The following is a 12,939-nucleotide window of genomic DNA, read 5'->3' as shown; positions in this document are numbered from 1 at the left end:
GAACAGCTCGCCGCAGGCGTCAGGAGGCCGGTGCGGTGAGGTAGTCGCCGTGCTCCACGTCCTCGAGCAGGGTCGGATGATTCGGCGTCCAGCCGAGCAGTTCCTGGGTGTGGGCGCCGGAGACGGGCCCGTCGAAGCCGTAGAACGTGGCCATGGCCGGGCTCGGGAAGTGCGTGGCGGCCTCGTCGGGGGTCAGCGGGACCGCAGGCAGGCCGAGGCCCCGGGCGATCGCCTCCGCGATGTCCTTGAAGCGGACGCCGCTCTCGGCCACTCCGTGTAGTACGCCGCCCGCCGGGGCCTTCTCCAGCGCCAGGCGGAACAGGACGGCCGCGTCGCGCCGGTGGACCGCGGGCCACCGGTTGCTTCCGTCGCCGACATACGCCGAGACCCCGGTCTTCCGGGCGGTGGCGACGAGCATGCCGATGAACCCGTAGTCCCCGGGGCCGTGGACCGTCGGAGCGAGCCGGACCACGCTCGCACGCACCCCCTGGGCGGCGAAGCCCAGACAGGCCCGCTCGCCCGGGATCCGGAACCCCGCGATCCCGGCCGTGTCGGGCTCGTCCCTCTCGTTGCTCTCCCGCCCGCCGGGCATGACCAGCGTGCCGGAGGTGGAGACGAACGGCTTACCCGAGTGGGCCAGCGCCCGACCCAACGCCTCGATCGCCGTCCGGTCGCGCCGCTCCAGGTCGTCGGGGTCGGCGAAGTCGCCGCCGAAGGCCATATGCAGGACGCCGTCGGCGGCCTCGGCGCCACTCCGCAGGCTGCCGAGGTCTTCCAGAGAGCCGCGGTGCGGCGTTGCGCCCAGCGACTCCAGCCTGGCCGCGGCGGTGTCCGAGCGCGCCAGACCGGTGACGGTGTGACCGGCCGCGATGAGCTCGGCGACGACGGTGGGGCCGGTCAGCCCGGAACCACCGGTGACGAAGACATGCATGGGACTCCCACTTGATGTCAGTGACTGGCACTACTTAGTGCCAGTCACTGACATTACGATAGCGCCAGCCACTGGCGCAACGGAGTATCGGCCGTCGGCATGTGCGGTAACCTCGGGGCGTGCCACGGAGCGGAGCAGAAGCGCGCCGCCGCCTTCAGCAGGCGGCCCTGGAGCTGTACCGGGAGCGCGGATTCGACCGGACCACCACGGCCGAGATCGCCGCCCGGGCGGGCGTCAACGAGCGCACGTTCTTCCGGCACTTCCCGGACAAGCGCGAAGTGCTCTTCGACGGCGAAGCCGACCTGCGTGCCGCGCTGATGCGCGAGGTGGCCGAGGCACCCGACGGTCTGGGACCTCTTGAGGTACTGCTCCACGCCTTCCGGAAAGCCGGACGGATCCTCGAGGAGAACCGTCCGTTCTCCGAACCACGGCTGGCGATCATCGCCGTGACGCCGGCGCTCCGCGAACGCGACTTGGCCAAGGCCGCGTCCCTCACCGAAGCCGTGGCGGAGGCCCTGCGGCAGCGCGGCGTCGCCGACCGGCTGGCCGACCTGGCCGCCCAGACCGGCTGGGCCACCTTCCACCACGCGGCCGAGGCCTGGATCGACGACCCCGAGCAGGGCCTGGAGGCGCACCTCCTCCGGGCCTTCGACGATCTGCACGACCTCTCCACGGCAATGACGCCGGGCGGGCGTGGGCGTTAGGCGGCGATCTCGAAGGCGTCGCAGGGGTGTTGCGGTGCCAGTTCGAACCAGAGCAGCTTGCCGCTCCGCCCGAAGAGCTCGTCGGCGAGCGCGTAACCACCCCAGTTGTCGGCGCAGATCCGGACGATGAGGAGCCCACGGCCGTAGGTGGCCTCGGTGTTCGCGGCGGCCTCCGCGAGGGCGGACGAGCGGTCGAAGAGGGCCGGGGGCTTGTCGAAGGGCGGCGGGATGTCCGGATTGGTGTCCCACACGCTGATCCGCAGACGCCCCTCCTCCACGGCCCGGATGCGGATTTCGGCGGGGCCGGTGGTGTGGCGGTAGGCGTTGGTGACCATCTCGCTCGCGACGAGGGTCGCGGGGTCGGTGAGCTCGCCCAGCCCGTGCCGGGCGAGGACCGCACGGAGGGTAGTGCGGGCGATGGCCGCGGCGCGGGGGTCATGGGGCAGGCGTAGTGAGTACGACCAGGGGTTTTCCGGGGCTACGGTGGGCATGAAGTCTCCGGTTTGTGCGTGGAGTTGGACTGTGTCCGGGCACACACCGTAGCTCCGCCCACATAAGGTATTCGACATCACGGATAGAAGTGCTTGCGATACCACTCGTGTGAGTGACGCGCCCGTTGCGCATGAGCAGAGAGAATCGGCGAATGCCTCAGAGAAGTGTTCCGACCGCACGCCAACTCCGCCTCGGCACCGAGCTGCGCAGGCTTCGGGAACGCGCCGGTTTGACGTCGACCGAGGCCGGGCGCCTGCTCGGCACCAATCAGACGGCCATCAGCAACATCGAGGCGAGCCGGTTCGGAGTCAGCGCGGAGCGGCTGCGAGCGCTGGCACGCAACTACCGCTGCGCGGACGAGGCCCTGATCGCTGCGCTTCTCGACATGGCAGTGGAACGCAAGCGGGGCTGGTGGGAGGAGTACCGGGAGACACTCGCCGCCGGACTGCTCGATCTGGCCGAGCTGGAACATCACGCCGTGGAGCTGCGCACGGCCCACGTCGCACACATGCCGGGTCTGCTCCAGACCATCGACCACGCACGCGAGATCTTCCGGCAGGCAGTGCCGCCGCTGACTCCGCCGGACGTCGAGCATCACATTTCCCACCGCGTGAAGCGGCAGGCCATCCTCTACCGTGACAAGCCCATGCCCTATACGGCCATCGTCCATGAGGCCGCTCTGCGAATGCGCTTCGGCGGACCGGACATCGCGCGCGAACAGCTACAGCACATCCTCGATATGAGCGAGCACGCCCACATCACGGTACTGGTGATTCCCTTCGAGGCGGGGTCTTTCCCCGGCTCGGGCCAGTCGATCCTTTACGCCACCGGCTCCGTCCCACAGCTGGACACCGTGCAGCTCGATACGGAGCATGGTTCCGAACTACTCGATGCACCTGCCCAGTTGGAGAGGTACCGCATCGTGCTGGATCGCATGAAGGCGGTGGCCCTCACCGAACGGAAGTCGCGCGACCTCATCCAGAGCATCATCCGAGCCCTGAAAGGGAAATGAGTTGGCCACCCGCGATTGGCAGAAGTCCTCGTACAGCTCCGCAGGCAACGCCTGCCTCTACGTATCGGCTCCCGACAACGCCACCATCCGGCTCCGCGAGAGCGACGAACCCGAGACCATCCTCACCACCACACCCACCACCCTCAGCGCCCTCATACGCAGCGCCAAGACAGGCCAGCTCGACCACCTCGCCACGGCCTAAGGATCAGCGGTCGTCCGCGGCCTTCTCGGCCGCGGACTTGCCGACCAGATCGTCCACGAAGCGCCGCATGAGCCGTTCCAGTTCGAGCAGGTCGCGGTCGCTCCACTGCTCGAACACCGGCTGGCTGAGGCGTCCGCGCGCGGCGTCGAGCGCGTCGATGACGCGGCGCCCCTCCTCGGTGAGGAGGGCTTCCTTGACGCGACGGTCTTCCGCGCTGGGACGGCGTTCCACCAAACCCAGCTCCGCGAGCTTCGCGACCTGGCGGCTGACCGTGGTGTGGTCACGGCCCGCTCGGTCGGCGAGCTCGACCACGCCGATCGGGGCGAACCGGTGGATGCCCACGATCAGCTGGAAGAGCGCCCGGTCGAGCTGGATACCCGCTTCGGCGATGAGGATCTCGTCCCGGTGCGGCTGGTTCATGATCGCGATGAGATCGATGATCGACTCATGCAGCCGTCGCTGCGTGACCTGCCGCTGGCGTCGTGTGGCCATGGCCCCGAGACTACCGCCACCCGGGTGAGGCACCCCCGGTGCGCAACCCGACGGCGTCGAGGCGGGCCTCGATGGTGTGGAGGTCGGCGACAGCCGCGATGTATCCGTCGGGGCGGATGAGCACCCACTGCCCGGCCGCCAGGCCGTACGCGTCGCGGAAGTGGCCCCCGGTATCGTCCAGATCGCCGCGCGGGCCGGTGGTGTGGATGTGCAGGCCCTTGCGCACGGCCGGGGCGGCGGCGCGGTCGGTCTCGTAGCCGAGCAGGGTCCAGTGGGGGCCCTGGAAGAGGCTGAAGAGGCGGGTGTCGAGCCCTCCGGCACCGGTGACGGGGGCGTCGGGGGCGCGTTCCCCGGCCAGCGGGCCCTTGTCCCGGTGCGGCGTGGCGATCGTGAGAGGCGAGTCCGCATAGCCGAGGTCGAGCTGGCTGACCTCACGGCCCCGGCTGGTGAAGCGGCTCCGCGCGGCCTCCAGCAGCCGCTCGGAGAGGCCGAGGACGGCCTCGGCGATCGGGCGGCGCTCCCGCTCGTAGCTGTCCAGGAGAGAGCGCGGGGCGCCGTCCAGGACGGCGGCGAGCTTCCAGCCGAGGTTGTACGCGTCCTGCACGCCGGTGTTCAGGCCCTGCCCACCCGTCGGCGGATGGACGTGGGCGGCGTCACCAGTCAGGAACACCCGGCCGATCCGATACGTGTCGGCCAGGCGGGCGTTCATCGAGAAGACGGAAGCCCAGGGCACCTCGCGGACGACGATGTCGGTGCGGCCCGTGCGTTCGTGGAAGAGGGCGGTCAGGCCCGCCGCCGAGACGTCGATGTCCACGTCGAAGGGGACCGGCCCCATGTACTGGAACATGTCCGTGCCGTACAGCGGGCACAGTGACACCTGCGTGTCGGTGCCCTCCCCCCAGCGGTGCCAGGCGTCCGTCGAGACGCCGTCGGCGCGTACGTCGGCGACGACGGCCCGCACGCCGAGCGTCCTGCCCGGGAAGCCGATGTCCAGGGACTTGCGGACGAAGCTCGATCCGCCGTCGGCGCCCACGAGATAGGCAGCGCGCACGGTCCGCTCCCCGGACGGGGTGGCGATCCGCGCGGACACGCCGTCGTCGTCCTGGTCGATTCCGGTGAGCTCGTGGCCGTACAGCGGGGCGTGCCCCAGCTCGGCCAGGCGCTCGCGCAGACAGCGCTCGGTGAGGAACTGCGGGACCAGCAGCGGGATATGGTACGGCTCCGCCGGGGTCGGGCCGGACATCTCGAAGGACCGGTCGACCGGCCCCTCGTCGGTGTAGAAGCGCATCACGGGGTACTCCCCGCCGGAGGCCACGATCCGGTCGATGACGCCCAGATCCTCGAACACCTCCTGGCTGCGGGGCTGTATCCCCTTGCCGCGGGATCCCCTGAAGGGTCCGGCCGCCTTGTCGACCAGCAGGAAGTCGACGTTTCTGCGGGCGAGGTCGATGGCGAGTGTCAGTCCGGCGGCACCGGCGCCGCAGATGAGCACTTCGGGTTCCGAGACACGCATGGCTTCGCCTTCCATGGGTAAGTTCATCGTGTGCAGAATGCACGCGATGAAGAGGCTCAGTCAAGCGGGAGTAGCGCTCTGGGCGATTTTCATCTGTGCTTCAAGCACAGATCTAGACTGCGGTGGCACCACCCCGACCCCACCCCGCCACTACGGTGTTTTCCATGTCTGACGAGACCCTGTGGGACTTCCCCTCCGATGAACCGGTGGAGCGCCACGGCGAGTTCACCCTGACCGTCGTGCGCCCGCCGTTCCCCGGCCCGGACGGCGTGCTCGCGGCCCATGACGAGGCGCGGGCGCGGGCGTTCGCCGAGGCGTTCGGCACCGTCGACCGGGTGCTGGACCACCGGGAGACGATTCCCGTCACCGAACTCGTCGAGGTGGACACCCGCGCCGACCTGGAGGTGATCCGGGTCGGCTGCTGGGGCGGCGTCACCCAGATCAATGACCCCGCCCTGATCAGCCTGTCCGAGCGGTTTCCCATCGAGGAGCAGGCCGAGGCGCTCGCCGACCGCCACCCCGACGCGGTCATCGTCGCCGCCGCGGACATGGACCTCCCCGGCGCCGACTACGGCACCTGGAAGGTCGTTCACCCCGGCGGCGCCCGTATCTTCGCGGCCGGTTTCGCCGGTGAGGAGGACTGGGACGTCGAAGGCGAGGTGACCGCGGTTCTCGACGCCTTCGGGATCACCGCGGAGCAGGCCGCCGCCGTCGGGGTCGACCCCGCCCACGCGCCGGGGAGCTTCGCGTGGGACGCCCTGGCGGGTCTGGCCCTCAAGGCGGTCTCGCCCACCGACCGGCGGGGCCTGATGGCCTCGGTCTTCGGGGTGCGGCGCACCGAGGATGCCGTCGTGGCGATGGAAGACACCTGGTTCGAACGGGACTGAGACGCGTGGCTCGAACGGTAGCGAGAGGCGTGGCTCGAAAGTAACGATCCGAGAACCAGTCAGTTTTGACGCGGACACGCCGAGCAATTCTCTGTGGCAACACGCGCACCACCCACTAGCGTTGGGCCGCCGTCGGCGCAACCGACACCCAAACGCAGCCTCGGAGTCCCTTTACGCGCCGCGGCATTGAACGGGGGCTCCAGGGGGAGGGCGCACGTTGTCCAGCCTCATACCCAAACCCACGCATCCACGGCACCTCTGGGCGCGCTTGGCGGTCGCCTTCACCGCGGCCGGTGCCGTCACCCTGGCCGGTCTGCCCGGCCTCCACACCGACGAGGCCGAGGCCAAGCCGCGCACGCAGCGCTGTGACGAGAAGTACCTGGGCCAGAAGTTCGACCGCACCCCGGCGAACTCCGGCCCTCCGGACAACCTGGAGTACGACGCCTGGCCCAACGACGAGACCTACACCTACGACAACCCGGCCAAGGCGTACGACGGCGTCCTCCCGCCGACCGAGGAACAGCTCAAGAAGGCGGGCACGGACTACCGCAAGTGGCAGCGGATCGCCGACAAGTCCGGCAAGCCGGCCGACCGCGTCATGGAGATCTACGCCCGCTTCCAGGAGCAGCGCAAGCGTGGCGGGTACACGGACTTCAGGCGCTACCTGGACGTGAAGTACATCGGCAAGCCCGGCAACAACCACCGCGGCGAAGCCTTCATGGCCCGCATGGTCAAGAAATACAACATGATCGGCCCCGACTGGTGGTGTGAGGACCCCGTCGACTACACCGACGAGAACGGCAACAAGAAGCGCCGCTGGGTCGACGCCCGCAACCGGCGCACCGATGTGCACGTCGAGGGCAAGTCCAACGGTGAGGTCAAGCAGAAGCAGGTCGACGCCGACCGGCAGATCGCCAAGCAGAACCAGAGGGTCACCAACCGGTATCTGACCGGTGCGCGCACCGACCAGGGCACCAAGGACCGGATCTCCCAGCTCAACAAGGAGATCCAGCAGCACCGGAACACCACCCGCACGGTGGCCGGGATCAACGAGCGCCGCTCGAACGCGATCGAGCGCACCCAGAAGCCGAACAACTACACGCGCTACGACCCGCGGTTCAACCCCGACCCGCGCAAGAACGGCATGCGCGGCCCGCTCATCGACCAGGCGCTCCGGTCGGGGAAGTCCCTGGAAGAGGCCCAGAAGCTCCAGCGGATCTACAACAACAACAATTCCCGCGGCTACTTCATGCGCGGCCCCGGCGGCATCGACTTCTCCAGCCTCGAGCTCAGCTATGTGGGCGACCCGGTGAAGGGCAAGGGCTTCAACTACTCGATGAAGGCCGACTACGCCAAGAACCCCGACACCAATCCCGGGTACGGCGGGGACGCCAAGCTGACGATGTCCTCGGACGCCATGTTCACCTGGCTCGCGCTCACACCGGACAAGTTCTGGGTCAACCTCAACCCGGACCAGCCCGAGACGATCATGGACAACAAGTTCGCGTCCACCGACGCGGGCCGGGTGCTGCTGGAGGCCGACCTCCGGCTCAAGCACGACTTCTTCAAGGCCATGGACCCCAAGACCACCACCGGCAAGGCCGCGTGGGACGGTCTGGTCAAGCGCAACGGCTGGCCCTGCCTGAACTCCGGCCGCAACTGGATCGAGCCCAAGACGGCCAAGGTCCGTGAGCAGGACGGCGGCGTCTACATCCTCGACGCCCCGCTGAAGCTCAAGTCCGAGTACATGGACATCAACACCCCCGGCCCCGGCGGCGGCAACTCCTGCGCCAAGGACCTCACCAAGGCCGAGATCGAGCACAACGAGCGCGTCCTCGGCAACACCGTGGTCCCGCTCGTCGAGAAGTGGATCAACACCGAGCCCCAGTACGCCGATCTGCGCCGGGTCTACAACGCCCGCGTGGCCGCCGAGTACATCCGCCGGAAGGACGCGGCGTCGCCGACCGACTTCCACAACATCATCAACAGCAACGACGTCAAGCAGTGGCCGCTGCGCGCGCCGAACCAGGACTGGGACAAGCAGCAGGTCTTCGACAAGTACCGGAAGATCTTCACCGAAGGTGAGTTCAAGTACGAGCTCACCAAGGGCCAGGAGGTCTGGGTGATCACCGTTGGCGGCGTGGACTTCTCCAAGGCCCCCAAGCGGAACATCAGCCGTACCCAGTTCAACCTCCAGCACCGCGGCCTGGACAAGACCACCAAGACCTCCACCGGCGCCGAGACGACGTACCAGGACACCGAGACCGCGTACCTCGGCGGGACCTCAGGCGAGCTCCCCGGCGGCGACGAACCCAACCCGACGCCGACGCCGACCCCGACTCCGACCGACAAGCCGACCGACAAGCCGACGGACAAACCCACCGACAAACCGACCGACCAGCCGACCACTCCGGCACCCGAACCGTCCACCCCGGGCGGCGGGGACGCCGGTCAGCCGCCCGCGACCAGGGACCCGGACGGGGACCTCGCCGACACCGGTTCCAACATCCCGGTGGGCCTGATCGCAGGCATCGCCGCGGCCCTCGCGGCAGCCGGCGGAACGCTGGTGTGGTGGATGCGGCGGCGCAGGACCACCGAGGACAACTAGGCAGAAAGGCGGGGCAACGACTGGCGGACGTCGTCAGCCCCGCCCAACCTGGTTGCCTTCAGGGGGCTTTGCCGCTGTTCGGGTCACCGCCCGGCGGTGTGGCTGGTTGGTGTCGAGCGCCCGCCATGCCTCGGCCACGATCGGCAGCCGGCTGTCGCGGTAGCTGAAACTGAAGGTGAGAAGCCGGAAGTAGGAGCCGTCGACGCCTTGCACGGGCTTCCTGTCCAGGCGGTCGGCGAGTTCGTGGAACTTCTCGGTCACCTGCTTCGGGGTGGTGCCCAGGCCGTACTGGGGGCGGGCGGCGGCGAACGCGGCGAAGTCGGGGAACCGGTCCTCCAGACCCCGGGCCATCATCCGCGCGCCCGTGGCGTCGAGGCCGCCCGGGCCCAGGTTGCTGTCGAGCACGAGGCGGTCACCGCGCTCGGGGAACAACGTCGCGTAGACCGCGCCGAGGTGGGTGCCGTAGGAGTAGCCGAGGTAGGACAGCTTCTTCTCGCCCAGCGCGGCCCGAATGCTGTCCATGTCCCGTGCCGTGTTCCGGGTGGAGATATGAGGCAGCATGAAGGCCGTGTCGGAAGCGGCGCACTGTTCGGCGACGGCCTTGGCCCTCTTCGCATGCTGGGCGACAGCGGCCGCGTCCCGTGCGTACGGCGGTATGTTGCCCCAGAGCTGATGTCCCGTCAGGTTACACGTCACTGGGGTGCTCCGGCCTGCTCCCCGCGGGTCGAAGCCGATGACGTCGTAGCTGTCCAGCACGCTCCGCGGCAGCCCCGCGGCCTTCAGCTGCGCGGGCTGGTCCAGCCCGAATCCGCCTGGTCCGCCGGGATTGGTCAGCAGCACACCCCGGCGCTTCTCGGGGTTCTTGCTCGCCAGCCGGGAGATCGCGATCGTGATCTTTCTACCGTCTGGCTCGCGGTAGTCCAGCGGCACTTCGAGGCGGGAGCACTTCAGCCCGGGTGCGGTGATCTCATCCGGGCACGCGCCCCACCGGAGCGACGTCTCCGACGCGGTCGCCTGTTCGGCCCCCGGTGCCACGGTCAGTGCGATGCCGGCGGCAAGAGCAAGAGCAAGGGGAATGGTTCTCTTCATGATCCCGTCCTGGAACGGCGCACCGCTACGGCGCGACAGATGCGTACTGGCCGTCAGCCCGTCTCGTGGTGCGAGTAGAAACCGCGCCCCTGCGTCACAGTCAAGGCGGGACGCATCCGTCTCACGGGGCCCCTAGCGGATGGCCAGGGCGCCGCCGCACCGCACGATCAGTCAGGCGGAAAGAGGGCCCCGGTCGCCGAGGAACGTCACCGTCTCGGCGAGCGGGGCCCGCTCCGAGCGGGCGTACGGCACGCCGACGTCCTCGTAGCCAATCGACATGCCGCAGAAGAGGATCAGCCCCTCCGGGGGCGACACGACCTCCGCGACGGTCCGGCGGTAGACCGACCACGCCATCTGGGCGCAGCTGTGCAACCCCTCGGCGCGGAGCAGCACCATCACGGTCTGGAGATACATCCCGGCGTCGGCCCACTGGGCCGGTCCCATACGGCGGTCCAGGTAGCAGAACAGGGCGGCGGGCGCGCCGAAGCAGTCCCAGTTGGCGGCGACGGCCCCGTGGCGGGCCCGCTGATCGTCCCGTGGGATGCCGAGCGCGGCGTACCGCCGCTCGGCGGCCTCGGCGCGGCGCTCGCGGTACGGGCTGCTCAGCTCGGGCGGGTACATCGGGTACTCCCGCTCGTCCCCGCGATCCTCCGCGGCCACCCGCTCGGCGGTGCGCTTCTTGAGCTCGGCCAGCGGGTCGCCGGTCACCACATACGCCCGCCACGGCTGGAGGTTCCCGCCGGAGGGTGCGCGGGCCGCGGCGGACAGCACCCGCTCCAGCGCCTCCCTCGGAACCGGCGCGTCCGTGAACCCGCGCACCGCCCGTCGGCTCATGACCGCTTCGTAGACATCCATACCGACCTTGACGGCCGGGAACGAGCGAAGGTGACCGGACGTCGTCGCCGGTCACCGGGCCCTGGTGGGAAGGGTGGCCCGGTGACCGGCGCGGTCCGGCCGGATGTGCGCGGTCAGACGTATCAGACGTAGAGGAAGCCGCCGGGGACGTTGACGGTGCCGAAGGCCGTCACCAGGGTGACGGTCGCGGTGCCGACGGCCCCGGGCGGGGTGATACCGGCCACCGTCGTGGGGGTGGCGGTCACACCGGTGGCGGGGACGCCGTTGAACAGCACGGCCAGTACACCACCGAGGTTGGTGCCGGTGATGGTGAACGCGGTGCCGCCGGTGGCGGGTCCGGTGGCGGGCGTGATGGCGACGGGGGCCGGTGCTGGCGGCGCGACGAAGTAGGTGAAGCCGCCGGGCACGTTGGTACTGCCGCCGGGGCCGGTGAGGGCCACGGTGACGTTGCCGCCCGCGGGCGGGCCCGCCGGGGTGATGCCGATCAGGCTGGTCCCGGCGGGGTTGATGGCCAGGATGGTCGAGGGGCTTCCGCCGAAGGTGACGCTGGTGACCCCGGTCAGATTGGTGCCCGTGATCACGTACACGGTGCCGCCGGTGGTCGGGCCCACGGTCGGGGTGATGGCGACGGCGGCGGGCGGGGCCGGTGCCACGTAGGTGTACGGCAGGCCGTTGCTGGTCCCGGCGGCGGTGGTGACGGTGACCTGGACGGTACCGGGCGCGTGCGGCGGGGCTATCACCACGATGCCGTCGTAGCCGGGGTTGCCGCCGCCTCCGGGCCAGCCACCTCCGCCACCACCACCCCAGCCTCCTCCGCCGCCACCCCAGCCGCCGCCACCGCCGCCCCAGCCACCGCCGGCGGCAACGCCGGGGTTGTCCTGGTAGACGATGGTGGCGGGGGTGCCGCCGAAGGACACGCCGGTGACACCGCGCAGGTTCTGGCCGAACAGCCGGACGTAGTTGCCACCCGCGGCGGGGCCCGAGTCGGGCACCACGGCGAGTAGCGTCGGCGGTCCCACCGGTGGCCAGTAGCCCGCGGTGGCGGCGTTGGCGACGGCGGTCGCGAGAGCGGTCGAGGTCATGGTCGGTCCTCCCGGGGAAGGGTTCGGGTTCCGGTTCGGGTGATGTGCGCCGACGGCACGCCGACGGGTGTGGGCACACACCGCCGGTCAACGCCTCGTCGTCACCGCGCGGTCGGGACAGACCGCACCGGAGCAACGGATGAGCCACGGGCGGCCGGTCGGGGCGCGGGAGCGGTGCGCGGATGAGGGCGGAGTCATGGGGCGGACGCCCGGCTCCTGGAGTGGCCGACGAGGTATGGGGCAGCCTCGGCGGCCACGTTCCCAGTTATCCACGCCCCTCGGCGTCGCTCAAGGCCTCACGGCGGCCATCACTCGTTTGGCGCATGAGGGCGCGCGGGGCGCCGAGCTTGTATGACAAGCGCTCGGCTATTCGGGCGAATGCGTGTCAAGGGGTATGGCTTGCCGTCGCCCTTCATGCCTCTAATGAGTGATATCGGCAATGCCGACCCAGCTGTGACATCGGCCGTGCCGACCCCAGCAGTGATATCGGCAGTGCCGACCCCCGTATGACCACCCGGGGAGGAAACGATCCGATGAGCCTCGCCGCGTTCCTTCTCGCCCTCGGCACCACCTGCCGGATCACCCGCTTCATCACCAAGGACACCCTGGCGGCGGGGTTCAGGATCTGGGTCGCCGACCGATTCGGCGACGACTCTCGCGCCTCCTACCTGGTCAACTGCGGCTGGTGCACCAGCACATGGGTGGCCGCCGCCATCGCCGTCTACGCCTCCTTGCTGCACACCACCGCGTGGTTCCACCTCCCGGCCACCGCCCTGACGCTCTCCTACCTGGCCGGTGTCGCCTCGCGGTGGCTGGACTGACCGACCCACCGCCCCCACGACGGACCTGAGGGAAAGGAAGGGCAACCATGGCCTGCAACTGCGGCGGAACAGCGGCTCAATGGCCGCCTCAACCCGTTGTCGTCTACGAGCTGACGCTGCCGGACGGTACGGTCCGGCGCTACGTCACCCACCAGGAAGCCGACGCCGCCAACAAGCGCGCGGGCTCAACCGGAGTGATCACCGCCGTCACCCAGTGACCCCGAGGACCCACACACCACACACCCCACAAC

The 12,939-nt window shown here is 69.6% G+C and carries 14 protein-coding genes; 7 read left to right on the top strand and 7 right to left on the bottom strand.

The window, feature by feature from the left end; genetic code table 11:
* Nucleotides 1-19: 19 nt before the first annotated feature.
* Complete coding sequence (locus ACJX2R_RS33825) at nt 20-931, bottom strand: SDR family oxidoreductase (RefSeq protein WP_413103206.1); 912 nt, start codon at nt 929-931, stop codon at nt 20-22.
* A 119-nt stretch (nt 932-1,050) separates the two neighbouring features.
* Here ACJX2R_RS33825 and ACJX2R_RS33820 point away from each other — a divergent pair, with 119 nt between their 5' ends.
* A complete protein-coding gene (locus ACJX2R_RS33820; RefSeq protein ID WP_413103205.1) occupies nt 1,051-1,635 on the top strand; it encodes a TetR family transcriptional regulator in 585 nt (194 codons plus the stop codon).
* Here the strand turns inward: ACJX2R_RS33820 and ACJX2R_RS33815 are convergent.
* A complete protein-coding gene (locus ACJX2R_RS33815) occupies nt 1,632-2,126 on the bottom strand; it encodes an ATP-binding protein (RefSeq protein ID WP_413103204.1) in 495 nt (164 codons plus the stop codon). The two genes, ACJX2R_RS33820 and ACJX2R_RS33815, sit on opposite strands and share 4 nt — an antisense overlap.
* Nucleotides 2,127-2,278: 152 nt before the next feature.
* On the opposite strand from ACJX2R_RS33815, the gene ACJX2R_RS33810 reads away from it, so the two are divergent.
* Together ACJX2R_RS33810 and ACJX2R_RS33805 are read left to right on the top strand one after the other, a co-directional pair.
* Nucleotides 2,279-3,139, top strand: a complete 861-nt coding sequence (locus ACJX2R_RS33810) for a helix-turn-helix domain-containing protein (protein ID WP_413103203.1) — start codon at nt 2,279-2,281, stop codon at nt 3,137-3,139.
* A gap of 1 nt (nt 3,140) precedes the next feature.
* Nucleotides 3,141-3,341, top strand: a complete 201-nt coding sequence (locus ACJX2R_RS33805) for a DUF397 domain-containing protein (protein WP_413103202.1) — start codon at nt 3,141-3,143, stop codon at nt 3,339-3,341.
* A 3-nt stretch (nt 3,342-3,344) separates the two neighbouring features.
* Here ACJX2R_RS33805 and ACJX2R_RS33800 read toward each other — a convergent pair whose 3' ends face one another.
* Together ACJX2R_RS33800 and ACJX2R_RS33795 are read right to left on the bottom strand one after the other, a co-directional pair.
* Complete coding sequence (locus tag ACJX2R_RS33800) at nt 3,345-3,833, bottom strand: MarR family winged helix-turn-helix transcriptional regulator (RefSeq protein WP_413103201.1); 489 nt, start codon at nt 3,831-3,833, stop codon at nt 3,345-3,347.
* A 10-nt stretch (nt 3,834-3,843) separates the two neighbouring features.
* A complete protein-coding gene (locus ACJX2R_RS33795; protein WP_413103200.1) occupies nt 3,844-5,346 on the bottom strand; it encodes an FAD-dependent oxidoreductase in 1,503 nt (500 codons plus the stop codon).
* Nucleotides 5,347-5,510: 164 nt separating this feature from the next.
* Between ACJX2R_RS33795 and ACJX2R_RS33790 the strand changes: the two genes are divergently transcribed.
* Both ACJX2R_RS33790 and ACJX2R_RS33785 read left to right on the top strand, forming a co-directional pair.
* Nucleotides 5,511-6,233: a DUF6333 family protein gene (locus ACJX2R_RS33790; RefSeq protein WP_413103199.1), complete on the top strand. Its 723-nt coding sequence runs from the start codon at nt 5,511-5,513 to the stop codon at nt 6,231-6,233.
* A gap of 217 nt (nt 6,234-6,450) precedes the next feature.
* On the top strand, nt 6,451-8,841 hold the full coding sequence (locus ACJX2R_RS33785) for a hypothetical protein (RefSeq protein WP_413103198.1): 2,391 nt from the start codon (nt 6,451-6,453) through the stop codon (nt 8,839-8,841).
* A 33-nt stretch (nt 8,842-8,874) separates the two neighbouring features.
* On the opposite strand, the gene ACJX2R_RS33780 is transcribed toward ACJX2R_RS33785, so the two are convergent.
* From ACJX2R_RS33780 to ACJX2R_RS33770, 3 genes are all read right to left on the bottom strand, one after another.
* Nucleotides 8,875-9,930 (bottom strand): alpha/beta fold hydrolase, encoded by a 1,056-nt coding sequence (locus ACJX2R_RS33780; RefSeq protein WP_413103197.1) that lies wholly within the window; start codon nt 9,928-9,930, stop codon nt 8,875-8,877.
* A 171-nt stretch (nt 9,931-10,101) separates the two neighbouring features.
* Entirely contained in the window at nt 10,102-10,785 is a 684-nt protein-coding gene (locus ACJX2R_RS33775; RefSeq protein ID WP_413103196.1) for a nitroreductase, read from the bottom strand.
* 122 nt (nt 10,786-10,907) lie between these two features.
* Nucleotides 10,908-11,867 (bottom strand): IPT/TIG domain-containing protein, encoded by a 960-nt coding sequence (locus ACJX2R_RS33770; protein ID WP_413103195.1) that lies wholly within the window; start codon nt 11,865-11,867, stop codon nt 10,908-10,910.
* A 533-nt stretch (nt 11,868-12,400) separates the two neighbouring features.
* Between ACJX2R_RS33770 and ACJX2R_RS33765 the strand changes: the two genes are divergently transcribed.
* Nucleotides 12,401-12,688, top strand: coding sequence for a hypothetical protein (locus ACJX2R_RS33765; RefSeq protein ID WP_413103194.1), 288 nt, complete (start codon nt 12,401-12,403; stop codon nt 12,686-12,688).
* A gap of 47 nt (nt 12,689-12,735) precedes the next feature.
* Complete coding sequence (locus ACJX2R_RS33760) at nt 12,736-12,906, top strand: hypothetical protein (RefSeq protein WP_166484413.1); 171 nt, start codon at nt 12,736-12,738, stop codon at nt 12,904-12,906.
* Nucleotides 12,907-12,939: the final 33 nt, after the last annotated feature.

This window comes from Streptomyces sp. Inha503, assembly GCF_047215865.1.
In the GTDB taxonomy this organism is placed as follows: domain Bacteria; phylum Actinomycetota; class Actinomycetes; order Streptomycetales; family Streptomycetaceae; genus Streptomyces; species Streptomyces lycopersici.
This window is presented reverse-complemented; position numbering and strand designations above follow the sequence as displayed.